At 69.4% G+C, this 25,276-nt stretch carries 21 protein-coding genes and 1 pseudogene; 11 read left to right on the plus strand and 11 right to left on the minus strand.

Annotation, left to right across the window (positions count from 1 at the left end; all coding sequences use genetic code 11):
• Positions 1 to 93: 93 nt before the first annotated feature.
• The 4 genes from APR04_RS11645 to APR04_RS11660 all read left to right on the plus strand — a co-directional run bounded on the left by APR04_RS11645 (position 94) and on the right by APR04_RS11660 (position 6,876).
• The gene (locus APR04_RS11645; protein WP_253870400.1) at positions 94 to 3,042 is read left to right on the plus strand and encodes a lantibiotic dehydratase; all 2,949 of its coding nucleotides are present in this window, start codon (positions 94 to 96) and stop codon (positions 3,040 to 3,042) included.
• Positions 3,039 to 4,289: a lanthionine synthetase C family protein gene (locus tag APR04_RS11650; protein WP_253870402.1), complete on the plus strand. Its 1,251-nt coding sequence runs from the start codon at positions 3,039 to 3,041 to the stop codon at positions 4,287 to 4,289. Before APR04_RS11645 ends, APR04_RS11650 begins: the two co-directional genes overlap by 4 nt.
• Positions 4,290 to 4,310: 21 nt before the next feature.
• Entirely contained in the window at positions 4,311 to 6,335 is a 2,025-nt protein-coding gene (gene fxlM / locus APR04_RS11655) for a methyltransferase, FxLD system (protein ID WP_253870405.1), read from the plus strand.
• 205 nt (positions 6,336 to 6,540) lie between these two features.
• Positions 6,541 to 6,876 carry a helix-turn-helix domain-containing protein gene (locus APR04_RS11660; RefSeq protein ID WP_253870408.1) on the plus strand — a complete coding sequence of 112 codons (336 nt, stop codon included), beginning with the start codon at positions 6,541 to 6,543 and terminating at the stop codon, positions 6,874 to 6,876.
• 14 nt (positions 6,877 to 6,890) lie between these two features.
• Here APR04_RS11660 and APR04_RS11665 read toward each other — a convergent pair whose 3' ends face one another.
• From APR04_RS11665 to APR04_RS31290, 4 genes and pseudogenes are all read right to left on the minus strand, one after another.
• A complete protein-coding gene (locus APR04_RS11665; protein WP_253870411.1) occupies positions 6,891 to 7,715 on the minus strand; it encodes a hypothetical protein in 825 nt (274 codons plus the stop codon).
• A 97-nt stretch (positions 7,716 to 7,812) separates the two neighbouring features.
• On the minus strand, positions 7,813 to 8,403 hold the full coding sequence (locus APR04_RS11670; protein ID WP_253870413.1) for an Rv1352/Rv1906c domain-containing protein: 591 nt from the start codon (positions 8,401 to 8,403) through the stop codon (positions 7,813 to 7,815).
• A gap of 28 nt (positions 8,404 to 8,431) precedes the next feature.
• A complete protein-coding gene (locus APR04_RS11675; RefSeq protein ID WP_253870418.1) occupies positions 8,432 to 8,845 on the minus strand; it encodes a hypothetical protein in 414 nt (137 codons plus the stop codon).
• A 372-nt stretch (positions 8,846 to 9,217) separates the two neighbouring features.
• Positions 9,218 to 11,532, minus strand: a pseudogene (locus tag APR04_RS31290) (rhamnogalacturonan lyase family protein).
• A gap of 193 nt (positions 11,533 to 11,725) precedes the next feature.
• Between APR04_RS31290 and APR04_RS11690 the strand changes: the two are divergent.
• Positions 11,726 to 12,772: a pentapeptide repeat-containing protein gene (locus APR04_RS11690; protein WP_253870428.1), complete on the plus strand. Its 1,047-nt coding sequence runs from the start codon at positions 11,726 to 11,728 to the stop codon at positions 12,770 to 12,772.
• Positions 12,773 to 12,870: 98 nt separating this feature from the next.
• On the opposite strand, the gene APR04_RS11695 is transcribed toward APR04_RS11690, so the two are convergent.
• Entirely contained in the window at positions 12,871 to 13,833 is a 963-nt protein-coding gene (locus APR04_RS11695; RefSeq protein ID WP_253870430.1) for a ketopantoate reductase family protein, read from the minus strand.
• A gap of 53 nt (positions 13,834 to 13,886) precedes the next feature.
• Between APR04_RS11695 and APR04_RS11700 the strand changes: the two genes are divergently transcribed.
• Positions 13,887 to 14,501, plus strand: coding sequence for a TetR/AcrR family transcriptional regulator (locus APR04_RS11700; RefSeq protein WP_253870432.1), 615 nt, complete (start codon positions 13,887 to 13,889; stop codon positions 14,499 to 14,501).
• Between the two features lie 149 nt (positions 14,502 to 14,650).
• Positions 14,651 to 15,103 carry a hypothetical protein gene (locus tag APR04_RS11705; RefSeq protein ID WP_253870434.1) on the plus strand — a complete coding sequence of 151 codons (453 nt, stop codon included), beginning with the start codon at positions 14,651 to 14,653 and terminating at the stop codon, positions 15,101 to 15,103.
• 70 nt (positions 15,104 to 15,173) lie between these two features.
• Here APR04_RS11705 and APR04_RS11710 read toward each other — a convergent pair whose 3' ends face one another.
• On the minus strand, positions 15,174 to 16,127 hold the full coding sequence (locus APR04_RS11710) for an EamA family transporter (RefSeq protein WP_253870436.1): 954 nt from the start codon (positions 16,125 to 16,127) through the stop codon (positions 15,174 to 15,176).
• A gap of 68 nt (positions 16,128 to 16,195) precedes the next feature.
• On the opposite strand from APR04_RS11710, the gene APR04_RS11715 reads away from it, so the two are divergent.
• The gene (locus APR04_RS11715; RefSeq protein ID WP_253870438.1) at positions 16,196 to 17,059 is read left to right on the plus strand and encodes a LysR family transcriptional regulator; all 864 of its coding nucleotides are present in this window, start codon (positions 16,196 to 16,198) and stop codon (positions 17,057 to 17,059) included.
• A 108-nt stretch (positions 17,060 to 17,167) separates the two neighbouring features.
• On the opposite strand, the gene APR04_RS11720 is transcribed toward APR04_RS11715, so the two are convergent.
• Positions 17,168 to 18,091 (minus strand): LysR family transcriptional regulator, encoded by a 924-nt coding sequence (locus APR04_RS11720; protein ID WP_253870440.1) that lies wholly within the window; start codon positions 18,089 to 18,091, stop codon positions 17,168 to 17,170.
• Positions 18,092 to 18,175: 84 nt separating this feature from the next.
• Between APR04_RS11720 and APR04_RS11725 the strand changes: the two genes are divergently transcribed.
• Positions 18,176 to 19,471, plus strand: coding sequence for an MFS transporter (locus APR04_RS11725; RefSeq protein ID WP_253870441.1), 1,296 nt, complete (start codon positions 18,176 to 18,178; stop codon positions 19,469 to 19,471).
• Between the two features lie 51 nt (positions 19,472 to 19,522).
• Here APR04_RS11725 and APR04_RS11730 read toward each other — a convergent pair whose 3' ends face one another.
• Entirely contained in the window at positions 19,523 to 20,707 is a 1,185-nt protein-coding gene (locus APR04_RS11730) for an MFS transporter (RefSeq protein WP_253870443.1), read from the minus strand.
• A gap of 106 nt (positions 20,708 to 20,813) precedes the next feature.
• Here APR04_RS11730 and APR04_RS11735 point away from each other — a divergent pair, with 106 nt between their 5' ends.
• A complete protein-coding gene (locus APR04_RS11735) occupies positions 20,814 to 21,395 on the plus strand; it encodes a TetR/AcrR family transcriptional regulator (RefSeq protein ID WP_253870445.1) in 582 nt (193 codons plus the stop codon).
• 142 nt (positions 21,396 to 21,537) lie between these two features.
• On the opposite strand, the gene APR04_RS11740 is transcribed toward APR04_RS11735, so the two are convergent.
• Both APR04_RS11740 and APR04_RS11745 read right to left on the minus strand, forming a co-directional pair.
• Positions 21,538 to 22,167: a cysteine hydrolase family protein gene (locus APR04_RS11740; RefSeq protein WP_253870447.1), complete on the minus strand. Its 630-nt coding sequence runs from the start codon at positions 22,165 to 22,167 to the stop codon at positions 21,538 to 21,540.
• Between the two features lie 53 nt (positions 22,168 to 22,220).
• Complete coding sequence (locus APR04_RS11745) at positions 22,221 to 23,276, minus strand: LLM class flavin-dependent oxidoreductase (RefSeq protein ID WP_253870449.1); 1,056 nt, start codon at positions 23,274 to 23,276, stop codon at positions 22,221 to 22,223.
• Between the two features lie 119 nt (positions 23,277 to 23,395).
• Here APR04_RS11745 and APR04_RS11750 point away from each other — a divergent pair, with 119 nt between their 5' ends.
• Positions 23,396 to 23,983 (plus strand): ABATE domain-containing protein, encoded by a 588-nt coding sequence (locus APR04_RS11750; protein WP_253870452.1) that lies wholly within the window; start codon positions 23,396 to 23,398, stop codon positions 23,981 to 23,983.
• Positions 23,984 to 24,272: 289 nt separating this feature from the next.
• Here the strand turns inward: APR04_RS11750 and APR04_RS11755 are convergent, their stop codons facing one another.
• The gene (locus tag APR04_RS11755) at positions 24,273 to 25,025 is read right to left on the minus strand and encodes a DUF2625 family protein (RefSeq protein WP_253870454.1); all 753 of its coding nucleotides are present in this window, start codon (positions 25,023 to 25,025) and stop codon (positions 24,273 to 24,275) included.
• Positions 25,026 to 25,276 lie beyond the last annotated feature (251 nt).

A 25,276-nucleotide genomic window follows, 5' to 3' on the forward strand; every position in this document is an offset into this window, starting at 1 on the left:
CCCAGCCCTGGGTGCGGTCCCGTGATCGGGGCCGCACCCAGGGCACTACACCCACTCCATTACCTGCCGCATCGCCGAAGGGATGAACCGCACATGGGTTCCTGGGCACCGGACATGAAGACCGCGGTGCTGCGCGCCAGCACCCATCTCATCGACTCCGCCGATCTGGCGAAGTGGCCCGGCGACGATGCCGACTACGACGCCTGGCGGGCCTGGATCGAGGCCGCGTGGTCACAGCCCGGGATCAGCGCCGCGGTCACGTTGGCAAGCCCGTCACTTGCTGACCGCATCGGCGGCCTGTTGACCGGCCGGGTAAGCGGGTCGCGCGTCGCCCGCCGTGCCGCCACGTCGCTAGCCGGATACATCGTCCGGGCACGCGGCCGCGCGACTCCTTTCGGGGCCTTCGCCGGCACCACCACGGCGTCCTTCGCCGCTACGGCGGCCTGGAACTGGAGTCCTGTTCATCGGGCGCGGCTGCGACCCGACGCGCGCTGGCTCTCTGGCGTCGTCCAGCACCTGGAGTCGGATCCCGACGTCCTGCACCGGATCAGTGTCCAGACCAGCAACCTCCTGACGGGACACGTCGGCGACATCGTCGTGCCGTGGCAGCCGCACCTGTCCGCACCGCCCGTCGAGGGGCAGGACGCGGACGTCCACATCCAGCGCCTGGATGTGGTCGACCGCATCCTGCGCCTGGCGGCGATCCCCATCTCGGTCGGCGACCTCGCGACCCAGGTGGCCGATGAGCAGCCGGGCTGCACGGGGGAGACCGTCGTCCGGCTGGTTGCGCAGTTGGTCGGTGTCGGCGCACTGGTCACCGCCTTGCGCCCGCCCGGGACCGTCACCGATCCGCTTGCCCACATCGTGGGCCACCTCATCAGAACGGGCGCTGGCTCGACGTCGACCAGGCAGCAGCTCGCCGACCTAGCAGCTCAGCTGCGAGATCCTCAGGCCAGCACGCTCCAGGACACGGCACGCGCCGCCACAGCCGCAGCGACGACAATGCGGGAGCTCGCTCCCGCGATAGAAGTCCCACCGGTCGCGATCGACCTCCAGGTCGGCGCCCGGGCGGTACTTCCCGACCGGGTCGCGGCCGAGGCCGTCGCCGCGGCCGAGACGCTCGTCAGGGTCGCACCTCCCAGAGACGCGGGATGGAGCACCTGGCGGGCGCAGTTCCTCGACCGGTACGGGCCCGCCACCCCGATACCGGTGACCTGTGTGATCGACCCGATCACCGGGATCGGCCTCCCGGACCACTTCACCACCCCTACCGCCGGGCCCGTCACGCGACGTGACGAGGCGCTACTGGCCCTGGCCGGGCAAGCCATGCTGGATCGCCGCCGCGTGATCGAGCTCGACACCGCGACGCTGGCCACTCTCGGGGGAGAGCCAGGTGCCGAGTTGCTCGACGGCGCGGGAGCTGATCTGTGGTTCGACGTGCGAGCGGCGTCGCTGCGGGCGCTCCAGTCGGGGGAGTTCCGGCTCGGCGTGAGCGGGTTCGGGCGCCGGATGGCGGCTGCGGGCCGTTTTGCGGACTTGCTCGACATCCAGCCGCAGGACGCCCGGGCACCCAAGGATGGCAGCGGGACCCTGGTTGCCCAGATGTCCTTCCCGCCGCGGGACCTGCGGACCGAGAACACTCTGAGGGTGCCACTCGCGCACGACCATGTGATCGCCCTCGGCGAGCACCGAACACCTGACCCGCACGTCATGACGCTGGACGACCTGGCCGTCATGGGGGACTCCACCGGCAGGCTCCACCTGGTCTCGCGACGGCACGAGTCCCGCGTTGAGGTACGCGTCCCGCATGCCGGTGCACGGCACACCATGCCGCCGGTCGCCCGCTTCGTCTACGAGGTGTCCCGCACGGCCAGCCCCGTGATCACCGGGTTCGACTGGGGCGCCGCCACGGCACTGCCTCACCTGCCGCGTGTCACGTGCGGGCGCGCGATCCTGTCCCCGGCGCGCTGGCGGCTACGCCTACCGGCCGACTCCGATCGAGTGGAAGAAGCCCTCGACCGGTATGGCCTACCTCGGCATGTGGATGCCGGCACCGGCGACCAGATCCTGCGCCTTGACCTACACGAGGCGATGGACCGCACCCTGCTGCACGACCGCGCGACATCTGCTGAGGGCTGGGTGACGCTACGCGAGGCACCCGAGCCGAGCCACTACGGCTGGTGCCAGGGCCGAGCCCACGAAGTCGTCCTCGCTATGACCACCCGCGGGCACACCCGGTCCACGCCACTGGTGGTTGCGCCTGCCGAGGCGCACGCCTCTATGCGGCGGGGCGTGACATTCGCGCGCATCGCGGCTCCGTCAGAGACACACGAGGCGATCCTGATCGGCCACCTCTCCGCCCTGACCGAGCCGTGGCCCGCGGGCTCGTGGTGGTACACCCGGGCGCGCGGCGAGCTGCGGTTGCGGGTCCACGACACCGGCCTACCCGCGACCGCCGGTCGAATCGCGGCCTGGTCCGACCAACTCCGCAACCTGGGTCTGGCGCGAAAGGTCACTCTGGACGAGTACATCCCCGAGACCGGGCGCTATGGGACCGGCCAGACGCTGACCGCAGCCGAGGCACTGTTCGCCGCAGACTCCCAGGTCGCCCTCATCCTGCTGAAGCGGTTGCAGACTCGGCCCGATACGCACCGGCGGGCGCTGCTCGCGGCCAGCCTGGCAGACCTCACCGCCGCACTGACCGGCGGGCACGACGCAGGGATGCGATGGCTGATCGACCACCCCCGCCTGTCTGGGACTCCGCAGGCACCCCGGCGGGACGAGCGCGCTCAGGCCCTCGCGCTCGCCGACACCGTCCCAGAGAACCGGCTCGCCGCCGCGTGGCGGGCCCGCGCGACGGCGGCAGGCGTCTACACCGAGCGACTCCACACGGACGGTGTCCGTGCGGCGCCGGTGATTGGGTCGCTGCTGCACATGCACCACGTCCGTGTCGCGGGCATCGACCCTGACGAGGCGGTCACCCACAAGTTGGCTCGCGCCATCGCTCTGAAGCACGCGGCGACCCAGGAGGTTGTCACATGACTGTCCCGGACGTCACGAATGGGGCAGCCGAGCAGGCAGCCCGCCTCATCGAGGGCCTGGCCTTGCCGGTCCGAGTCGACGTCGGCTCCGACCACGGCCCGGCCAGTCCTCGCTGGCAGGACCAGTCCCTGTCTCAGGGCGCCGCCGGGGTCACGCTCGCCCACGGCGTCCTCGCCCGCGCCAACGACCGATCCGAAGACATCGCGCACGACTGGCTCCGGCAGGCCGTCAGGGAAGAGCTCACCGCTGGACCCGGCGCGGGCTTGTGGTTCGGGGTATCCGCCGTCGCGTTCGCCATCCGCTTCATCTGCGGCGCGGACGAGACGGCTGTGGCGCTGGACGCCGCCGCCGCGGACGTAACCGATCGCAAGGTCGAGTCCGCCCACCGGCGCATGGACGCGCGCCAGCGACCCGTGCAGTTCGAGTTCGACATCACCCGCGGCCTGGCCGGCATGGGCGCGTACCTGCTGACTGCCCCGCAGAACCAGGACCTGTTGGAGCGGGTACTGGGCTGCCTGGTGCGGCTGACCGAACCGGTCGCCGTCGACGATGCGGGTGGGCGCGACGTGCCGGGCTGGTGGGTCACCGACCAGCTTCGCAGGGGCGACCGCGCCCAGTTCGTGCACGGGCATGCCGGCCTCGGGATGGCGCACGGCATCACCGGTGTCCTCGCGCTCCTGGCCACCTGCGCGCGCCGTGGAATCCGCGTGGACGGGCAGGCCGCGGCGATCGTGCGGATCCGGGACTGGATCGAAGCCTGGCGCCAGCCCGGCACGGCTGGCACCTGGTGGCCGGAGCGGATCACCCTGCCGGAACACGACACCGGCGTCCTGGTCCAAACCGCTGCCCGCCGCCCCTCCTGGTGCTACGGCACCCCCGGTATCGCCCGCGCCCTGCAGCTCGCCGCCATCGCGCTCGGCGACGAGGGCCGTCAGCGTGACGCGGAGACCACGCTCGCCCGGTGCATCACCGACCCGGCCCAGCTCGACCTCGTGACCGACGCCAGCCTGTGCCACGGCTGGGCCGGGATCGTAGCGACCGTACGTCGCGCGGCCGCCGACGCGATCACCCCGGACCTCGCCCCGACGTTCGGACACCTGACAAGCAGGCTCGTCCTGCACGCGGCCCACCTCGACCCGCGCAGCACGCCCGGACTTATCAACGGGACCGCCGGCGTCGGGCTGGTGCTGCACGAGGCGACGACCACTGAGCAGCCCGACTGGGCGACCTGCCTCCTGATCGACTGAACCGAGACGAGGAACCCTGCCATGACCACCGCACGCGCCTGGCACCAGCTCAACATCACCTTCGAGGCGCCCGACACCGCCGAACAGTGGGCCACCGGGCACGCCCGTGACATCCTGACTACCGCCCGCGAAGAAGGCGTGATCGACGCGTGGTGGTACATCCGCAAGCACCCCCACTGGCGCCTCCGCCTCCACGCTCCCGGAGAGCATCTTCTCGACCAGTTCACCCGCACCCTGACCGCGCACACAGCCGTCAAGGACCACGCCGTGGTCGTCTACGAGCCCGAGACCTACCGCTTCGGCGGCCCCGCCGGCATGGATGTAGCCCACCACCTGTTCGCTGCCGACAGCCGACACCTCATCGACCACCTCGCGGGCCACCATGGCGGCGACGAGGTCCGAGCGGAGCTGGCCGTGCGGCTCGTCACCCGCGTGATGACCGCCGCTGGCCTGGAACTCTTCGAACAGGGGGACACCTGGCAGGCCGTCGCCGACCGCCGCGTCACCGACACCATCCCAGCACCCACACCAGGCACCGTCAGCGCGGTCCAGACCCTCATCACCGCCGCCGACGAAGCCCCCGACAGCCCCCTGGCGCACGCCGACGCCTGGACCGAAGCGTTCGAGGAGGCCGGCCTTCTACTGGCCGACCTGGCCGCAGCCGGACAGCTCAGCCGCGGGCTGCGCGCCATCCTCGCCGACCACGCCATGTTCACCTTTAACAGGTTCGGCATCCCCGCCAGCACCCAGGCCCTCCTGGCCCGCGCGGCCAGCACGTTCATCTTCCACCACACCCACACGACACCAGACCCGACAGCAGGCAGGATGACCCGCATGCCCACCACCGCCACCGACCCGGCACGCCTGCGCGAAGCGCTCGTGGCCAAGATCGACAGCCTCGGCATCTTCCGCACGCCGGCCGTCCGCGAGGCTTTCCTCAAGGTTCCCCGCCATGTCTTCCTGGCCGAGGTCGACGTCGAAGCGGCGTACGTGGCCCGCCAGGTCGTCACCAAGCGCGCCGCCGACGGCACCGCGACGTCCTCGGCGTCCAGCCCAAGCATCGTGGCGATCATGCTCGAACAACTCGACGTCGAGCCCGGGCACAACGTCCTGGAGATCGGCGCCGCCACCGGCATCAACGCCGCCCTGCTGTCTGAACTCGTCGGCGACAGCGGGAAAGTGACGACCATCGAGCTGGACCAGGACCTGGCCGACGGCGCCCACGCGCACCTGAGCGAGGCCGGATACCAACGCGTCGAGGTGATCTGCGGGGACGGCGCCGTCGGTGCACCGGACCGGGCGCCGTTCGACCGGATCATCGTCACGGCCGGCGCGTGGGACATCCCCGAGGCGTGGTGGGCCCAGCTCAAGATCGGCGGACGGCTCGTGGTGCCCCTGAGCCTGCACGGCAGCGGCCTGACCCGCTCCCTCGCCTTCGAACGCACCAGCCAGGACACGATGGTCGCCACGGATGCCGCCACCTGCGGCTTCGTGCCCATGCGCGGAAGCATCGAAGCCGGTGCCGGACACGTCCGCCTGGCCGACGAGGTCATCCTCAAGGCCGAGAGCATCGACGGCACGCTCGAGGAGAGCCTGCCGGAGCTGCTGAACCAGCCCGAGCAGCACACCTGGACCGGCCTGCACGTGCGTCACGACGAACCCGTGGCCCACCTGGACCTGTGGCTCGCGACCCATTGCGAGGGCAAGCGGCTCCGGTTCGGCAAGGTGTCGCTGTCCGAAACAGCCCGCAGTCTCCAGTTCGCCGACCCGGCCCGCCGCTGGTCCGGCGCCACCCTCTATGCCTCCGACGGCACTGCGCTCGTCCACCTGACCACCCGCGCCATCGATGACGACACCGACGAGATCGGCCTGGCCGCACGCGGCCATGCGCCCGTCATCGACGACGTCATGGCGCTGCTGAACGTCTGGAACAAGACACGGCCAGCGCACCCATTTGTCACCGCAGAGCGCTCCGGAACCACGGCCCCGCACGAGAACGGATGGAAGGTCAGCCGTCCTTCCTGCCGCTTAACCATCACCTGGTGAAAGGACACGGGTGCGTGGGAGCCGTCAACCTCCACGCACCCGCCGACGCCAGCTGCCTGGGTCTGCGCGTCATGTCGTGGAACGCGGCCGGCGTGGACGAACATCCCGCACTTTGCGGCAGGCCATCGAAGTACCGAGCGAGCCGACCTGACGTACGTCTGCGGCTCCTCCCTACAGGGTTAACCTTGTACATGGAGGTGGCTCGATGACCCCTGATGAGATGGATGCCCTTCTAGCATCTCCCGAGACAGCCCTCGCCGAGGTGCTCGCGCAGGAAGATCGGAGTCTTCTGCACACGCTCGTGATGCGACGGCGTGCGCTCGGCCTGTCGCAATCAGCGGTGGCGGAGCGAATGGGTGTAAGCCAGGCTGTGGTCAGCCTGTTCGAGCGGGCGGGCAACGACCCGCACCTGTCTACCGTGCGCCGGTACGCTCGAGCCCTCGGTGTCCTGGTGCGGCACCGCGTCGACACGGACAGCACTGAACACATGACGCAGTCGGAGGCGCCGGCCAGTGCGTGCCCAGCACCGCCCAGCCGATGAGCTGGTCGAGCAGATCACTTCGGCTCGGGGAAGGTTTCAGCGGCAGCGCCGCCCGGTCGCCAGGACACGTTCTTGACCGACTCGCCGGCACGGTACTTGTTCCATGCCTTGATGCATACCGCGGCGATCCACCGGGCATTGCGTGCACCGCGCACGCTGACGGAGTTGTCCAGTGCCCGCAGCAGGACGTGGATCGGGTCGCCGTCGGCGAGCGGTGCCCGGTCCTCGATCACCTTGAAGAAGTAGTCCGCGTCGTCACTGTCGATCTGCGAGAACCGGAACCACAGGTAGATGGCCACCGAGGACGGGATACCGCGCCGTGACAGGGGCCCGGTGCGGGGCGCGAACTCGCGTAGCCAGGAGTACTTTTCCAGCGTGCCGAGCGACTGCTGAGTCGTTGGTGTGTAGGACCAGCCGCCCGCGTTGTCACCGACCAGCTCGTAAGCAGTAATGCGCCGCAAGCCGGCCGCCAGAGCGGTGTAATGCGCCTCGCCGCGCAGGTGCAGGACGTCTGACAGCTTGCGCTTGGCGCCGCCATCGATCGTGTCCTGGGCGTCTTTCTCCGCGCCGCGGACAACGAGCATCCGAACTGTCACCTCAGCCTGGACTATGGCAAAGAGGCGGTGCTGTCCGTCCAGCAGGGTGCCGTCCTTCGCGAAGACGATGGCGGCTCCGTTGTCCTTCCATTTGCCTGCGACCATGTCGATCGCGTATCCGTCGATGACGCGCTGGCGAGAATTCCTGTTGTGGGTGTTCTTGGTCAGCCATTGCTCGGCGAGCTCAGGCGTGAGCACGACGAACTCGGCGCTGTAGGTGTCAGCGGCAAGGTTGAAGTTCAAGGGTTCCCTCGGTTCTCATTGATTCGGTCGATCGGGTCCTGGCAGGCCTCGGCCGCTGACAAGGGGTGGCCGCGTAGGTGCACGGCCACCCTTTCCTCTATTGCTTGACCCACGTCCCGCACCGCGCCGACGTGAAGACCTGCCCGTCCTGCACCGTCACCACGGGATAACCGCCGCCGGGGATGTCGTTCTCGATGATGTCCGACCCGTTGGTGCCACCTGCCGTGATTTTCCAGTAGCAGTCCGAGTCCACGGCGTCCGTGGTGCGGTAGGTGCCGGGCTGGACGTCGGAACCGACCGACCAGGTGCCGTCGGTGACCTGCGACGCCTCGATCTTCTTCTCGACGTTCGTGACTGCCTTCTCGCGGGCGGCGACATCCGCTTCGAGGCCGGCCACTGCGTCCTCACGCTCCTCGAGCTCGGTCTCTCGGTCGCCATACGTCTCCACCTCACGCTCCAGAGTGGTGACGCGAGACTCGGCGTCGTCCTTCTGCCCGGTGACGGTTGCGAGGTCGCCGCTGAGCGCGTCGTTCGCGGCGTGCAGGGTGTCGTTGTCCTGCTTGCCATTGACGCCGTACGCGACGGCGCAGGCCAGCAGGATGCCGAGCCCGATCGTGGTGCCGCGGCGGCGGACGAATGATCCGCGGCTCGGACTGGTGGAGGCGGTCGGGGTGATGTCATGGCTCATGATGTGTTCTCCGGGGTTTGGCACAGCGCTACGGGGTCGAGATGACGATGTCGAGGCCCGTGTTCGGGTGGTACGACCAGCTGGCAGTGAAGGAGTCCCACGAGTCGGTGACTCGTCCGTCCAGGGCACGGGTCGAGTCCATGGTTTGTGTGACGCGCTCCGGCGTGTCGAGATGGGCCAGGACGCACACGACAGCCGTGTAGTCGACGCCGGTGGCGTCGTCCTCTCCCTGGGTGTCGAGGATCAGGGTGGTCTGCTCGTCCGCGATCTCACCGCCGGTATCTGCGACGTTGCACAGGTCGTAGGCATCGGCGAGGGGCGCCGACGACCCCGTCGGCGACGGTGATCCTGAGGGTTCGACGCCTCCGCTGCCGGAGCTGGCGACGGGTAGGGCGATGCCGACGACGACGCCCAGGACGAACGTTCCCAGAGCGATCGCCATCGTGGTGGCATGGCGTATGGGGGCTGGCACCGGGGCCGGCTGGACCTCATGACTGACGTCTGGCCCAGCGGGGCCGTCCGGTCCGCCGCCACGGTCGGACTGGTTCGCGGCGGGGAGAGGGAGGGCCTCGGACGAGGGCGGCGGCGGCAGGCTCATGCACGCAGCATCGACCCGGTCAGTCCCTGTGGTCACGGCAGTCATTGAGAACCCGGGGTATCGGCCGGCGTGGTCGTGCGCCGGGCTGGAGCCGGGTGGTAGGTGGCCTGCAGGGCTCATTGCGGTGACGGGTGAAGCATCGATTGCCGCGCAGGGCGCCGGGACGGGCGGACCGCACGGTCCGCCCGCCCCGACGACCTAGGGCCGTAGCCCGAACTACGGGGTGTGGATGTCGGGCCAGGGGTAGCTGCTGACCTCGCTGCCGATGTGGAAGCTCGGGTGCGGCGGCTGGTTGTAGGCGGTGTTCTGCCAGGCGATCGCCACGCGGTACTGCACGTCGTGCATCAGCGTCGCGATGCGCAGGTTCGTCCTGTGCGGCGTGGCATAGATGCGCAGCGCCGACGAGTCACCGGTCCGCCAGACCACCTCTTCGCGCCAGTCGCCGAACAGGTCCGCCGAGAGCGACGGGTTCGACTTGGTGCCGTTGTTCGATGCCACGTTCGAGCCCGTCAGCAGACGCCCGTCCTGGTAGTCGTCGATGTGGGTGCCGTCGAGCAGCTCGCGCTCGCCGTCGCCGTCCCACCAGGCCAGGAAGTTCGCCGAGCTCGGCTTGGCGCCGATCGAGCTTCCTGAGGCATTCCGCAGGCCCGACACGTTCGAGGACCAGAACTCGCCCCCGGGGTTGGCGGTCGTGACGTTCGCGGCCACACCGCGGCCGTTGTCGCCGTCAGGGCTGGTCTGGAACAGGACCGAGCCGTTCGAGCCGATGAGGCTGGAGGACGGGTCGCTGCTGCTCTCGTGCACCATGAACACCTCCTGACCCGCGCGGCTGGGCACGAAGTCCGAGACGTGGAGCGCGTCGCCGTGGCCCATCCGCGAGTTCCACAGCGCGTTGCCGTCCGAGCCGACCACCATCGCCCCGTAGACCACGTCCTGACGGCCGTCGCCGTTCAGGTCGGCGATCGACAGGCTGTGCGCGCCCTGGCCGCGGTACTGCGAGCCCTCGACGTCGGAGTCGAAGATCCAGCGGGTCGACAGGTTCTGGCCGTCGAAGTCCACGGCCCAGATCACCGAGCGCGTGTAGTAGCCGCGCGCGAAGATCATCGACGGCGTGGCCCCGTCCAGGTACGCGGTGCCGGCCAGGAAGCGGTCGACCCGGTTGCCATAGCTGTCGCCCCAGCTCGACACGTTGCCGCGCGGGGGCTGGTAGTCGACGGTGTCGACCGCGCCGCCGGTTCGGCCGTCGAAGATGGTCAGGTACTCCGGTCCCGACAGGATGTAGCCGCCGCTGTTGCGGTGATCGGCGCCGGCGTTGCCGATGACAGTGCCTCGGCCGTCGCGCGTGCCGTCGGCGGTCTTCATGGCGATCTCGGCATCGCCGTCACCGTCGTAGTCGTACACCTGGTACTGCGTGTAGTGCGCCCCGGAGCGGATGTTGCGCCCCAGGTCGATCCGCCACAGCCGGTCTCCCTCGAGGGTGTAGGCATCGATGAGGTGTTGTCCGTGTAGCCGGACTGCGAGTTGTCCTTGGCGTTGGCGGGATACCACTTGACGACGTACTCGTAGTCGCCGTCTCCGTCCAGGTCGCCGACGCTGGCGTCGTTGGCCTCGTAGCTGCTCGAGGGCCGGTCGATCGGGATGTCGAGGTAGCCGCCGGAGCTGAGCTCGGCCTCGGCGCCAGAGCGCGACCCCTCGGAGCCGCCGGTGACGGCCGCGACGGAGTAGTTCCCGTCGCCGCTGGTGTCGAGGTAGTTCGTGGCACCGGTGATCGGCGACGAGTTGAGCTTCTGGCCGTCACGGTAGACGTTGAAGGCCACGTTCTCGTCGTCGGTGCCCAGCAGGCGCCAGCTGACGAGGTTGCCGCCCCCCGAGGGCACGACGGCCACGCCGCGAGTCAGGGCCTCGACCTCGTAGACGCCGTCGCCACCTCCGGGCTCCTCGGAGCCGCCGGTCGTGACGTCCAGGTAGTCGATGTTCGCCAGGCCGTCCGCGCCGGTGGCCTGCAGGCGGACGGTGTTGGAGCCCGGGTCGAGCTGTGCGGTGACGGTCTGGGTCGTCCAGCTCGTCCAGGCGCCGGTGGCGCCGAACTGCGCGGTCCGCACCGAGGCGCCGTTCACGACGACCTCGCCGGGCCTGCTGTCCGTCCCGCCGTTGGCGTAGCCGAACACCAGGGTCATCGTGCCCGCTGCGGCGGCGTCGACCCTGAGCTCGAGCGTGGCCCCGACGGCGTTGTCGGTGTTGCAGAACCCGCTGCCCGAGTGACCGGTGTGGTTGGACTCGATCACGCCGTCGCAGACGGCGCCACTGCCCTCGGCCTCATAGCGGATCGGGTCGGCGTAGGCGGTGTTCAGCGCGAGGGCGCTCGATGCGACGACGGCGAGACCGGAGAGCCCGGCCACGAGCGCCACTCTTGTTCTTCTTCGTATTGACATTGTTTCGCTCCTCAGTGAGGTGGCTCGGCCGTCTCTGGCACGGCCGAGGGTCTGGCGAGGCGCGGCGACGGCAAGCGGGCTCCATCGCCACGATGTCATCGGACACCGATTTGAATCGTTCAAATCGGCGTTATGGACGGTAGGGTAAGCGTTTGCCCGGTGTCAAAGGAATCGCACCTGCTTAAACGGTTCAGGCGACGGATCACAGGTCCCGGGCCGGCGCGCTGGCAAGCCCCGCCGCGGAGCTTTCCTAAGCCTCCAGGTCACCACCCTCGCCGGATACCATCCCCCCATGCCGAGCCGCCTCGACCCGCCGCCGTCGATGCGGCCGCGTGACCCGCGTGCGCGCCGTCTCACGCGGCGGACCGGCTCCCTCGTCGCACTCCTGCGTGAGGAGCGCCGCCACACCGATGAACGGCAGCGCAAGGACCTTGCCGCCTGGCGCCGCGAGCTGAAGTCGGTCATCGCCGTCGAGCTGGTCGCAGGGCTCACGTTCTCGGTGCTCGCCGCCGGCGCGCTCGTCCTGTGGCAGGACCAGCGGGAGAACCAACGGCAGGCAGCCGCAGAAGCCCTCGAGGACGAGCGCGAGGAGCACGCCGAGGTCCTCGCGAACGTCCAGTACATCCGTGACGTGCTCGCCGAGGACAAGCCGAGGGACTTCCGCTACCTGAACCTGCGCGGCGCCGACCTCGGTGGTTTCGACCTGGGCTGCGAGGTCCGGGTGGTCGCCAAGGACGACGAGGACGCCATCCTCTACCCGCTCGATCCCGTGTCGCGCGCGGAGTGCGCGGACTTCTCAGGCTCGGACCTGACGGGAGCCAACCTCTCCGGGACGATGTTGACCGGCGCGCTGATGCACGACGTCACATTCGCCCCGCGACCGTCCGAGGACACCTACCTCGCCGGGGCCTGGATCACCGGGCGGATCGATGCCGACCTGGACGGCGCCGATCTCCGAGGGGCGGTAGTCCGCCTCGAGGAAGAGGCCACGACGGGCCACCTCGCCCTGAGGAACAGCACTGTCGAGGGAGGCAGGCTCATGGACAGTGGGTGGTGGCACAAGGACCGGTCGTTCGTCAGCGCGTACAACGTCTCGGCGACCGGGGCGCACGTTCCCCCCGGTACGGAGTTCGGCTGCATGAACAGCGACGTCGTCCACGCCGAGGTGTGCGACGACGTCGCCTGGGGATGGACCCTCGACCAACGCTACTTCGGCTGGCAGGAGCAGGAGAAGCTCTACGCTCTCCTCGGCTGCACCGTCGAGCCGGACGGTAGGTACCGTGACGTGGAGTGTCCGGACGAGAAACCCGTGCATATCGGTTTCAGCGACCAGCCGTGAGGGGTCGTGCTCACCGAACGGACCGTGACCGAGGCGACGGACCTTGATGCGCTCGCGCGGGACGCTCCCCACGACGGCGCCCCGTGCTCGTCGCGACCTCAGCCCGGGTTCCCCGTGGGAGCGAAGCTCGGTGCTGCCGCTTCCAGTCGTGGAGCGGCGATGCCGAGGCGCTGTGCTTCGGCGAGCGTGTCCCGGCAGACGGCGCGCGGTTCCTCCGCGTCGGGGTCGGTGTGTGCGCGGTGCGAGCGGCCTGCGAGGGGGACACAGGCCGTCGCCCACGTCAAGGCGGCCGCCGTCAGCGAGGCGGGAGCGCGGAAGAGGAGAGTGCTTCGCCGGTGCTGCCGGAGGTCGACGCCCCGTGCTTCCAGCAGCGGCAGGAGCTCTCGGGCGGTCAGCATCGCGTCGCGAAAGGCCCTGGGGGAGCCGATCATCTTGGACAGCGACCCGGCCTTCAGCCCCTGGGAGTGCATCCCGGCGTCGGCCGCGAAGTGGATCCAGAGCCATCCTCGGAAGTCGCGCTGTTCCCGCAGCTTGAACCCGGCGTCGCGGAAGACCTGCCGCACGTCCCGTTCGCGTCGGCTGGGCGGCCGGCCCAAGGTGCCGAAGATGACGGAGGGCAGCAGCGCCCCGCTGAGCGTTCCGTCTGCCCCGAACCCGCCGCCGGCCTGGGGGAAGCCCCACGCGAGCCGGTCGGCCGCGAGGGCGCCGACCGCGTCCAGCGGCTCCGACCAGACGTTGCCGAAGACGAGGACCGTGGCGTTGCCGAGCCGCGGCGCGAGAAAGTCGGCGGCCTCCGCGAGGCGGTGGTGTCCGACGCTGAGCACGATCAGGTCGAAGTCGTGATCCGGCTCCAGCGTCTCGCGGTACCGCACCGGCCACTCCTGAAAGACCTGCTGCCGTCCGACCCGGCGTCGCGCGTCGAGGAGGTCGAGGCTGACCGCATCGCCGTAGGACGCGGCGCGACCGGGCCGGACGTAGAACTCGACCTCGTGCCCTGCTCGCTCGAGAGCCCAGCCGTAGATGGTCGCGATCGTGCCGCGGCCGAACATCAGGACCTTCATGGTGCTCCATCCATCGGCTGAGCGGTACGAAACGGTATCGTACACTTGCGGATGTGCCGAGCAACCACCCGCCCCGTTCAAGGATGTCGTCCGAGCGCCTGTCCGAGGTGTTCAGCACCGTCCACGAGCTGCTTCTCGACGTCGGCTATGAACGGCTCACCCTGGATGCGGTGGCCGCCCGTGCTCGGACGAGCAAAGCGACGCTGTACCGGCAGTGGGGCGGCAAGCCCGGCCTGGTCATGGCAGCCCTGACGCACGACGACGGCGGGCACCCGGCCCTGTTCACCGACGCCGGGGCGACGTCGCTCGACGAGGCGTTCGCACAGCTGGCCCGGACCGACCTCGTGTCGGACCGCGACGTGCGCATGGGGTTCATGCTGCTGCACGCCGCCTCGTCCGACCCCGAGCTCGGCGCTGCGCTCCGCGAGCAGCTCATCACGCCGCGCGTGACTGAGCTGGCCTCCGTCTTCCACGCCGCCGCCGACCGCGGCGAGATCGTGCGCGACCCACCGCTGTTCCGCCGGCTGGCCATCTTGATCCTCACCGACCTCGCCTTCTTCCCCCTGATCAACGGCCACGAGGCAAGCCGGGAGGACCGCGAGGACCTGTTCCGGACCATCGTCCGTCCAGCGCTCAACCGCACGGATCACGACGACCCATCACCTTGATCTGCCGGAGGCGCAGGCCGCCCACGAGATCGGACGGTCGGTCGGCACCGTCAAGGCCACGAGCTCCCGGGCCTCGAACGGCTTCGCTGGCTCCTGACCACCGCCGGCTCCGGCTCCGGCAGCGAGCATCGCGGCTATGCCAGATCGGCTTGCTCTCGGCGGACGCCGGCCTGCGCGAGCTCGTGCGACTCGACCAGAACGTGGCGTGGAACCACTACGCCTATCTGTCCGGGGACACGCTGTTGTTCGAGTCGGGCCAGTGGATCGTGGCGCTCGACACGGACTCGCGCGAGGCCACGGTCGTCCGAGAGGATGCTTCGTGGATGGTCAGCGCGTTCGACGACGTCGTCCTCTGGGCCGACGGCGAGAACATCTACTTCCTGCGGCTCGAACCGCGGGACGGAGTCGCCGCGCCCGCCCTGACCAGGCTCGGGCCCGAGCCGGACGACGACGGGACCGCGTGGCTGGACGTCGCCGGCGCTGTGAACCGGGTCGTCTGGACCGAGCACGACGGCGCGGAGCTGGAACGTCTCCAGAACCGGGACTCGTGGAGCTACGGCGACCTGCAGCAGACCGTGGTGTACGCACGGACGTCGTGGTGACGGCGTCCCGGGAGTACCGGCGGCACGCGCAACACACTCCACCGAGCAGGCGAACCGGGCACGCGCAGCGCTAGCGACGAGGCCTACCGGCCGGTGCCACCTGTTTCGCGGTAGGAGCGAGGCCTCGCGCGGAGACTATGACGTTGCTGAGGACGATCAGCCCGATCCCGGTCCACTCGTGGAGGTCGAGGGACTGGTGGAGCAAGAGCCAGCCGGCAAGAGCGGCCCAGACGGGGTTGATGCTGGTGAAGGTGCCGAACATCTGGGCCGGGACCCGGCGCAGAGCGAGCAGGTCGGCGACATAGGGCGCGATGGAGGACATCAGCCCACAGGCGACCGCCAAGGTGATCGCCATGACGGTGGGGGTGTGGACGGCGAACCACACCACCAGGATCGGGGTCCAGGCGGTGGCGGTGATCAGGCTCGCTACGGCGGTTCCTTCCAGGCCGGGCAGGCGCTGGCCGAGCGTGCGGTTGAGCAGGACGTAGGAACCCCAGGCGACCGCAGCGAGCAGCGCCAAGGAGACGCCGATGACGTCGGTGGTGGGACCAGGGTTGGTCAGGACCACCACGCCGACGCCGGCCAGCACGGCGCAACCGATGTCGAGCAGCCGTCGCGAACTGGCGACGGCGACAGCTAGCGGACCAAGGAATTCGAGCGTGACGGCCAGGCCGAGCCCGATACGGTCGATCGCGGCATACAGGCTCAGGTTCATCGTGCTGAACACGACCACCAGGCCAAGGATCGGCCACCACTGGTCCCGGCTCAGGCCACGCAACCTGGGACGCACGATCGGCGTCAGGACGAGGGCGGTCACGATCTGACGTACCGCGACCACGCCCACGGCGCCGATGGCGGGGAACGCTGTCGCCCCCAGTGCCGCGCCCGTCTGGTTCGACGCCGAGCTGATGAGCATCATCACGATGCCCGCCCCCCGCTGACGGGAGGTCGCCGTCGAGGACGACAGCTGCGGGGCAGCTGCTGTCGATGGGGAACGGCCTTCCGGCGCGTCGAGGACATTCATGCGTCGACCGTAGGAGCGGACTAGCCATGCACCTAGTGCAGGATTCGACGCTGCCATACGCTCAGGTTATGGAGTGGAGTCTTCGAGAGCTGCGGTTCTTCGTTGCTGCCGCGGAGGAGGGTTCTTTTACCGATGCCGCGGCGCGGTTGTACGTCTCGCAAGCCGCGGTGTCGCGCACGGTGGCGGGGCTGGAGAGGACGGTCGGGGACCGGCTGCTGCGCAGGGTGCCGCGAGGATGTGAGCTGACCAGCACCGGGCAGCAGCTGCTTCCTCATGCGCGACGGGTCCTGTCCGAGGCGGCGCGCTTCACAGAGTTCTTGACGTCGCGCCACGGCACCCTGCGGCTCGGGTACGCCTGGGCGGCCCTCGGACGGCACACCGCGCCGTTGCAACGAGCCTGGGCCAAGGAGCACGAAGCAATCGAGCTGGAGCTCGTCCGGCACAACCTGCCGTCGGCAGGTCTGGCCGAGGGCCTCTGCGATGTCGCGGTCGTGAGACGGCCCGTCGACGAGAAGCGCTTCGAATCGATAGTGGTCGGGCTGGAACGACGCCTGGTCGCGTTCGCCTCCGACGACGCGCAATGGTCCAGGCGCCGCCAGGTGAGCATGACCGAGATCGGTGACCGGGTCGTGATCATCGATCCCCGCGTCGGGACGACCAACAGCCAGCTGTGGCTGGGCGACGACCACCAGCCCCAGTTCATCGAGGCCTCCGACGTCGACGGCTGGCTCGACGCCATCGCCGCGGGCCGCGGCGTCGGAACGACGGCCGAGGCCACTGCCCACCATCACCCTCGGCCCGGTGTCACCTACCGGCCGATCAAGGACGGACCGCGGATCGCGGTACGGCTGGCGTGGTGGCGAGACGACCCACCGGCCGGGCTCAACGATCTGATCAGCGCCGTCACCACGGTGTACGCGACCGAACGGTAGAGCGCAGGGCCGTGGAGACCGGGCCGGGTTACCGTCGAGGCTGCGATCTGGGCACGCCCTGGTGGCGCTGCCTCAGATCGTCCCCCTCCGTCGCAGAGGCCGGCTGGGTCAGCCCTGGTGGGGGCGCAAACCGATCTCGGTGAGCCGCCGGCCGCGGCGACGCAGCAGAGACTGGAACGACGAGGCGAGCGCTGATGGTGACCGGTCGGGCCAGCAGGCTCCGATCTGCCTGACTGCCTCGGGGTCGGTGATCGGGATCTCGGCGCACCCTGGAGCGCCGTGGGGGTCGCGTGGGGCGACGCTCACCCCCAGCCCAGCGGAGACAAGACCGCGCAGAGTGGCAAGATCGTCGCCCTCGAACCTGACCTCCGGCGTGAAGCCGGCGGCGGCCGCGAGGTCGTCGAGGTAGGTGCGCATGCCGTAGCCGGGCTTCATGCAGACGAACGTTTCTGAGGCTGTCTCCTCGAAGGTGACCTTGGCCCGGGTGGCGAGGCGGTGACCGCGCGGCACGACCAGCACGAGGGGCTCTGCGTGGAGCCGCAGGGTAGTGAGGTCGGAACGTTCCGCCAGGGGCGAGACGAGGGCGATCTCAGCAAGTCCGTCGTCCAGAGCCTCCAGGCAGCGTGGGCGAGAGGTCTGGATCAGCTCGAAGGTGACACCGGGATGGTCCTGGAGGAACGCCTTGACGAGGGCGGGTACCACTCGCTCACCCAGGGTGCTCTGGAAGGCCAGGGTGAGGGTGCCACGGGCGCCCGCCTCCTGGGAACGGACGGACTCGACACCGGCGGTGGCCGCGGCGATGACGGCCGCAGCGTGCGGCACGAGCGCTCCACCGGCAGGGGTGAGGCGCAGGGAACGGCCGTGTCGTTCCACGACAGGCACGCCGAGCTCCATGCCGAGCCGGGTCAGGATGCGGCTCACGGTCGGCTGCGGCATCTGGAGGATTTCGGCGGCCGCAGTGGCTTGGCCGGTCTCGGCGAGCGCGGCGAGCACCGGCAACATCGGCAGCACTCTGCGGGTCGTGGAATCCATGACCTCAGCCTATGCACCCATGCATACATAGGCGGAGTTAGATGCATTGGACGCACATGTTGGGCGTGCCTAGCGTGGCATGGCATGAGGGAGAAGAGGCGCGGCGACGTGATGCGCGGCCACACCCGGAACGGGTCGTACCGGCGTGTGTTGTTCGCTCTCGGCGCGGTGGGTATGACGACGTTCGCCCAGCTGTACTACCCCCAGGCGCTGATCCCGGCGATCAGCCGGGACCTGGACGTGACGGCGGCGGACGCCGCGCTGACCATCTCCGGCGCGACGGTCGGGCTCGCGTTGGCGGTGCTGGGCTGGTCCTGGGTCGCGGACCGGTTCGGGCGGGGGCCCGTGTTGAAGGTCGCCCTGATCGCCTCGGTCGTTCTCGGTCTGCTGGTGCCGTTCGCTCCGTCGTTCGAGGTACTGATCGGTTTGCGGGTCCTGCAAGGGGTGGCTCTGGGTGGGACGCCGGCGTTGGCGTTGACCTACCTGGCGGAAGAGGTCGATCGGCGCGATGCGATGGCGGCAGCAGGAACGTACATCTCCGGAACGGTGCTCGGCGGGCTCGCCGGACGGTTGATCGCCGCCCCGGTGAGCGGCCTGATCGACTGGCGTGCCGGGGCTCTGGTGGTCGCCGCGCTCACTGCTCTCGGGGCTCTGCTCGCGGTCCTGTTGCTGCCCGCTGCACGAAACTTCCGTCGGCCGGCCAGGTCCGGGCGCGGCTCACTGCGGGCCGGGGTGGCCGCCAGCCTGAAGAATCCGGCATTGCTGGTCCTCTACGCCCAAGCGTTCCTGCTGATGGGCGCACACGTGGCGATGTACAACTACTTGGGCTACCGGCTGGAGCAGCCGCCGTTCGACCTGGCGCCCGCAGTGACCGCGGTGATCTTCCTCGCCGGGCTCTCGGGCGCAGTCTCGGCCCGTGTCACGGGCCGGCTGGCGTCGCGGTACGGACGGCGACCTGTGCTGCTTTGGTCCTCGGCAACGATGGCAGCAGGCGCGGCACTGACGATCCCCGACTGGCTCCCCACCGTGCTGCTCGGCCTGCTGATCTTTACCACCGCCTACTTCTCGGCCCACACGATCGCCTCCGGCTGGGTCGGACCGACCGCGACCACCGGCACCGCTCAGGCCACGTCGCTGTACACGCTGTTCTACTACGCCGGTTCCAGCCTCGTCGGCTGGCTCGGCGGGTTCGCGTTCGATCTCGGTTGGACTGCCACTGCGACGATGCTGACCGCGATCGTGCTGACCGCGTTCGCGTGCGTCTGCATGACCCTGCTCGGACGTCGACGACTGTTCGGAGCAGTGCCCACCGAGATCGCTGCACCGCTCGTCCGCGCGAGGCCATATGGGGCCACCCGTTCACAGGCGGTCCACCTCTGAGGCTGGCGACGCCTCGCTTCTGCCGCCCCTACCGGCCTCATGCTTGTGGGTTCAGGCGTGAGCCGATGCCGGGCGCTTGCCGAAGGCGCGCATGGCGAGGGCGCCCACCACGGGCCCTGGTGCCAGGAGGAGGAAGGCGTACTGCCAGCCGACTGCGTCAGCCGCGATCGGGACCAGATTGATGGTCAGGACCGTGATGAGGAAGCCGATCGCAGTCTGCGCGGTCAGCGCCGTGCCGACATAGCGTTGGTCGACGACCTCGCTCAGTGCTGTCGAGAAGACGCCGGAGTCCGCGATCACTGATGCCCCCCACACCATCAGGAACGCGACCAGGGCGGGCCAGGGAGCCAGGTAGAAGAGGGGCGACAGCAGGCAGCACGATCCGCTGACGACGAGGGCGGTGCCGGCGGTACGCGCCCGGCCGAACCTGTCGGCTGCCCACCCGCCGAGGAGGGAGCCGGCCAGGCCTGCCGCGCCGATCGCCGTGAAGGTGAGGAGCCCGGCGGCCTCCCCGTGGGCCGGCGCAGCGGCGAGGATGAACGCCGCCATCCAGGTCCACAGGGCGTACAGCTCCCACATGTGCCCGAAGTAGCCGAGGTTCGCGTCCCGCGGCTGAGGCCGGCGGAACATCTCCAGGACGTAGCGCGGGTGCGGGCGGCTGCCGGAGGAGGTGTGCGGGCCGGAGCGGACCAGCGCGGTCGCGACGATCGCCGCCGCGACGCCGAGACCTGAGGCCGTCAGGAGCACGTTCTGCCACGGCAAGGTCCCGGACGCGTTGACCAGGTGCGGCAGGGCAGAGCCCACGGTGAGCGCTCCGACGAGCACGCCGAGCGCGAGGCCCCTGCCGGTGGACCCGAACCAGGACGTCATGAGCTTCATGCCGACGGGGTAGACCCCGGCAAGGAAGAACCCCGTGACGAATCGCAGCGCCACCGCGGGCCCGAAGTCGCTGACGAACAGGGCGATCGTCGCAGTAGCGGCAGCAGCGCCGGCTGCGGAAGCCGCCAGCAGATGCTGCGGCGGTAGCCGGTCGGGCAGGTTGAGCACCGCGGACGTGAGCGCACCAACGACGAAACCGAGCTGTACCGCCGCGGTGAGCCAGCCGGCTTGCGCTCCGTCCAGGTGCCAGGTCTCTCGCAGCGTCGGCAGGACGGCGGAGGCGGAGAACCACATGGCCATGGCGAGGACCTGGGTCGTCGCGATCAGTCCTAGCTGGGCGTATGGCCTGCGGTGCATAAGTCCTCCTGTGCGTGCACTCCTTCGTGCAGACAGATCTGTCTGACGCAGGCTATGCGCAGGGTCCCACTTTGTCGAACAGACCTGTCTGTCCGATACTGCGGTGATGGAAGCGAGCGAGGGTTCACCGCAGCCGGTCGAACGGCTGCTCGCCACGGCGGACAGGCTGTTCTATGCGGAGGGGATCCGCGCGGTGGGAATCGACCGGATCCTCGCGGAGAGCCGGGTGGCCAAGTCGACCCTCTACGCCCATTTCCGCACCAAGGAGGATCTGGTCGCGAAGTACCTCCACCGGCGCAGCGACACCACCAGGACGCGAGTGACGCAGGCGGTGGAAGCCCGAGCGGAACAGTCGCCGACGGCTCGGATCCTCGCCGCGTTCGAGGTCTTCGACGAGCTGTTCTCCGAGCCGGGCTTCCGCGGCTGCCCGTTCGCGAACGCCTCGGCCGAGTATCCGCACCATGCGGGGATCCAGGCTGCGATCGCCGACGACCGTGCCTGGCTTCCTGCGTTGTTCTCTCGCGTCCTGGCGCCCGTCGCAGGCGAGGCCGGCAGCGGTCTCGCTGCTGCGCTGGTGCAGCTGTACGACGGCGCGGTCGCCGGCGCGCACCTTGATCGAGCGGCCGACAGCGCCATCACGGCCGCGCGCACCGCGCGAGCTCTGCTGGCGGCCTACGAGATTCCCTGACCGCCCCCGGAGCTCGAGACGCAGAGCTCCTCTCTATTTCCGTACTGCGTCCAGGCGCCGGCACCCATGGGCCGAAACGCGGAGCGCAGGAATCGGTACGACGTCGCGTACCGATTCCTGCTTCTCGCCGAACTGCCTGGGCCTACTTGGTGTCCCGCCCTCGAGCAGCCGACTCGATGAGGTTGTCTCCTGCGAGAGCGTTCTCGGACTTCACGGCTTCGGTCCAGACGCTCGTCGTGGCGACCGCGGCCCAGTTGGAGTTCAGGAGGGCCATGATCGTCTCGTGCACCTGCTTTGCCGGTGCGGAACCGGCGGCGTTCACGATGTCGATGGCGCCGGTCGCATCCGACAGCACCTCGACGGTGATTCCGAGGGGCTCCGCCGCCGCGGCGGAACCGATGACACAGTTGTTCGTCATGTAGCCCACGATGGTGACCGTGTCGATCTGGCGCTCGCGCAGCCACTCCTCGAGGCCGGTGCTCGCGAAGATGCTGGCGAAGGGCTTCGTGAAGCGGTGCGCCGCGTTGTCGGCGCGCTTGGCGATCTCCGGGTGCAGCTCGAAGGTCGGCGATTCCGGGGCGAAGACCGGGAAGCCTGCGGGGGCCTGGTGCTGCACGACGACGGCCGGGATACCGGCCTGCTCGGCTGCGTCCATCGCCTCGGCGATGCGGGCGACCGATTCATCGCGTGCGGGGTACTGGATGGGCAGCAGTCCTTCGAAGTATTCCTGCTGGGCGTCGATGACGACCAGGGCGCGGCGGGGTGCTGGCATGGGATCTCCTTGGTTGGTGCGGCGGGGTGGACTCCGGCGGGTGCCGGAAGGATTCAGGGGTGCGTGGGCATCCCGTAGTGCGCGGCGAGGAGCTTGACGGTGCGCTCGTCGGCGCCGCGGGAGTGGGTGCCGAGCACGACCATGACCTCATCGACGTCGGTCTGCTCGTGAAGATCTTCGAGACGCTGGGCCACGGTCTCAGCCGTTCCGGCGTAGCTGCGGTTCGTGTACATGTCCAGGACCGCCCGCTCCTGCGCTGTCGCGGGATGTGCTGCGACGTCTTCGGGCGAGAGGAGTGTGTACGGTTCCCGCTTGAACATGCGCAGCATCGCCATCGCTGCGGTCGAGGCTTCACGCTTGGCCTCGGCGGCGTCCTCTGCGACCACCGCGCTCACGCTCACCAAGGAGTAGGGGTGGTCGAGCACCTCTGAGGGCGCGAAGTTCTCGCGGTAGACGCGCATGGCCGTGGTGACATCGGCGTCGCCGAACTGCAGTGCGAACGCGTAGGGGCGGCCGAGTCGTGCTGCGAGGTGCGCGGAGTACGGCGAGGACCCGAGGATCCACACCTGCGGGTAGGTCGCCAGGGCCGGCACCAGGTTCTGCGCGTTCTGCCATGGGCCGGGCACCGCGTGCACCTCGTGGTAGGGATGGCCGGCCGGGAAGTCGTCGGTGAGGAAGCCCAGCAGCTCTGCGACCTGCTGCGGGAAGGCGTCGTTCGCCCCGGCTCCGCGGCGCAGTGCCGCGGCGGTCGCGCCGTCGGTTCCCGGAGCCCGCCCCAGCCCGAGGTCGATCCGCCCCGGGGCGAGGGCGTCGAGCATCCCGAACTGTTCCGCGATCACCAGAGGGGCATGGTTCGGCAGCATCACCCCACCCGCGCCGAGTCGGATGTGCTCGGTCTCCGCGGTGAGCCGGGCGATCATCAGCGGCGGAGAAGCGACGGACAGGGCGGGCATCGCGTGGTGCTCCGACATCCAGAACCGGTGATAGCCGGAGCGATCCGCGGCCCTGGCGACGCGAATGGTGTCGGCGAGCCCTTCTTCGGCAGTGCGACCGACGCCGGGGCCGCCCCCGGTGTGTACGGACAGGGCGAACGGAGCGGAACCGAACATCGGAGCGGATCTCAAACCAAACCTCACTTCTCACGGCAATGATCGCAGTTTCGCGTGATGTCGAGCCTAGCAGCGGATCACGGTAAGTCAACGCTGTTACCATGAGAACCATGTTTGAGATGCCTCTTCCACCAAGCCCTGGCGCGCGGGAGCACAGCAGCATCGACCTGGTGAACAGCGAGCTCCACCTGCCCGGCGGGCGGGTCTACGACGCCCTGAGCACCCCCGAGGCGACGACCGCCTGGCTCATCGAGCGCGGCCTCGTTGGCGAAGGGGCGTCGTTGCAGTCGTACTGCCAGAACCGGATGGTCGGCCTCCGCGGCGACGTCCGGGAAGTCTTCGCGGCACGCGTCACGGGTGCCGCCGTCGATCCTCGGGCGCTCGCCGGGATCAACGCCGCCCTCGCCGCCGCCCCCCATGCGTCCCTGCTGCACTACGCCCCGGACGAGGGGTTCTTCCGCTCGATGGAGCACCCGGCCACCCGGCTCGTCGAGCACGCCATGTCCGTGGTCGCGGAAGACGCCGCAGCACTGCTCGCAAGCGACGCTGCTGGGCTGCTGGCGCAGTGCGAAGCGGAACCGTGCTCGCGGTTCCTGCTGAAGACCCACGGCCGCAGGCAGTGGTGCTCGACCCGCTGCGGAGACCGGGTGCGCGCCGCGCGCTCGTACGCGCGCAAGAGAACGCAGATGAACCCGATGCCGAAGTGACGGAAGCCGTGACGGAAGTCCAGGCCAGAAACACTCTCTGACTCGGGCTCCCGCATCCTGAGCGGGCGACGGGAATCGGAGCCGCGCAATGAGCTTGGAAGCCCTGCCGGATGGCGTACTAGGCGTTCGCGGGCGTGAGCGTGTCGAGGACCTCGTCCCACGGGAAGCCGTCCGCGGCGCCCGCACCCGACCTGTGCGGCTCGCGCGGGTCGATCATGACGTTCACGCCCTATTCCTTGAGGGCGCGGCGCGAGCGAAGCCTGCTCAGGTTCTTCGTCTTGTCAGGTCGTCAACGAGAATCGGGCAGGCGGTCGTCGAACGTTCCGAGTGGTCCGAGGTCGGTGCCATCGATCTGGGCGGCGGTCGATCGAGCAAGTCCGACCAGTTCGGCCATGGGTACGACAGCGCGGCTGGTGGCGCCGAGGTCTTCGTGAGCTTCCTTGGTCCAGAGCGGCGGGAAGAAGTTGAGGCCACGGTCACCATTCAGGCTGCGGGTCTCGGCGCCCCATCCTTCCCATCGAAGCCCGTCCGTGAAGTCGGTCAGGCCGCCGTCGAGCACCCAACCGAGCCAGGCGGCATGTCCGCCCTCGAGCCGTTCCCACTGGAGCGTGTCGGGAGCGAGGTAGATCATCTCGCCCGGCCTTCCGGGTCGTGCGACGGCTTCAGGATCGTGCCCGTTGAGGACATAGGTCCCGCCCAGGACGTCGTGAGCAACAACGAGCCCGTGCGCCGGGAACCATGTGTCCCTGGGAGTCGGCGGGAAGCCGTTCACCGCGGCCAGGCTGGGCATTCGGCGAGGTTCACCCAACGACGGACTCCCGTAGACGCGCAACCAACCGTTGTCGATCAGGAGTCCGCCACTATGGACGACGACAGCGCCGAGGTAGGACCTGGTCGTTACCTGGAGCTGTTCGAGCGTGCGACGGCAGGTCGTCTCGTCAGGGGCGAGAACCTCGACAGTTGCCGACGCCTCCCTGGCCAGGCGTTGTAACTCTGGCCAGGCAGGTTCCTGCGTGGCGGTCAGGTTCTCGAACAGTCGCACAGGCTGGATGGTAGTCCCGCAGCGCCGACGCTCCGGGTGCCGAGCGACCTGGAGGCTAGCCTCGGAGAGCCGTCAGTCGTAGTCCCAGGGGAAGTCTGCGTGCCACCAGCGGTGGTAGTGGTCGAGCTGGACTGGGAACTTGGCAAGAATGCGTCGGTCGAGCTCGCGCACGAGGGCTCTCAGTTCCCGTGCGGGGCGGCGTGGCAGGCGGTGGATCGTTCGCTCGAGCAGGTCGCGATCGTCGAGCGGGC

Source organism: Promicromonospora umidemergens (assembly GCF_024171995.1).
GTDB classification, from domain to species: Bacteria; Actinomycetota; Actinomycetes; order Actinomycetales; family Cellulomonadaceae; genus Promicromonospora; species Promicromonospora umidemergens.

Excerpts from the sequence above, each read along its gene's own strand:
- APR04_RS11645 (WP_253870400.1), top strand. The coding sequence starts at position 94 with ATGGGTTCCTGGGCACCGGACATGAAGACCGCGGTGCTGCGCGCCAGC.
- APR04_RS11650 (WP_253870402.1), top strand. The coding sequence starts at position 3,039 with ATGACTGTCCCGGACGTCACGAATGGGGCAGCCGAGCAGGCAGCCCGC.
- fxlM (WP_253870405.1), top strand. The coding sequence starts at position 4,311 with ATGACCACCGCACGCGCCTGGCACCAGCTCAACATCACCTTCGAGGCG.
- APR04_RS11660 (WP_253870408.1), top strand. The coding sequence starts at position 6,541 with ATGACCCCTGATGAGATGGATGCCCTTCTAGCATCTCCCGAGACAGCC.
- APR04_RS11670 (WP_253870413.1), bottom strand. The coding sequence starts at position 8,403 with ATGAGCCATGACATCACCCCGACCGCCTCCACCAGTCCGAGCCGCGGA.
- APR04_RS11675 (WP_253870418.1), bottom strand. The coding sequence starts at position 8,845 with ATGGCGATCGCTCTGGGAACGTTCGTCCTGGGCGTCGTCGTCGGCATC.
- APR04_RS11690 (WP_253870428.1), top strand. The coding sequence starts at position 11,726 with ATGCCGAGCCGCCTCGACCCGCCGCCGTCGATGCGGCCGCGTGACCCG.
- APR04_RS11695 (WP_253870430.1), bottom strand. The coding sequence starts at position 13,833 with ATGAAGGTCCTGATGTTCGGCCGCGGCACGATCGCGACCATCTACGGC.
- APR04_RS11710 (WP_253870436.1), bottom strand. The coding sequence starts at position 16,127 with ATGAATGTCCTCGACGCGCCGGAAGGCCGTTCCCCATCGACAGCAGCT.
- APR04_RS11715 (WP_253870438.1), top strand. The coding sequence starts at position 16,196 with ATGGAGTGGAGTCTTCGAGAGCTGCGGTTCTTCGTTGCTGCCGCGGAG.
- APR04_RS11720 (WP_253870440.1), bottom strand. The coding sequence starts at position 18,091 with ATGGATTCCACGACCCGCAGAGTGCTGCCGATGTTGCCGGTGCTCGCC.
- APR04_RS11725 (WP_253870441.1), top strand. The coding sequence starts at position 18,176 with ATGAGGGAGAAGAGGCGCGGCGACGTGATGCGCGGCCACACCCGGAAC.
- APR04_RS11730 (WP_253870443.1), bottom strand. The coding sequence starts at position 20,707 with ATGCACCGCAGGCCATACGCCCAGCTAGGACTGATCGCGACGACCCAG.
- APR04_RS11735 (WP_253870445.1), top strand. The coding sequence starts at position 20,814 with ATGGAAGCGAGCGAGGGTTCACCGCAGCCGGTCGAACGGCTGCTCGCC.
- APR04_RS11740 (WP_253870447.1), bottom strand. The coding sequence starts at position 22,167 with ATGCCAGCACCCCGCCGCGCCCTGGTCGTCATCGACGCCCAGCAGGAA.
- APR04_RS11745 (WP_253870449.1), bottom strand. The coding sequence starts at position 23,276 with ATGTTCGGTTCCGCTCCGTTCGCCCTGTCCGTACACACCGGGGGCGGC.
- APR04_RS11750 (WP_253870452.1), top strand. The coding sequence starts at position 23,396 with ATGCCTCTTCCACCAAGCCCTGGCGCGCGGGAGCACAGCAGCATCGAC.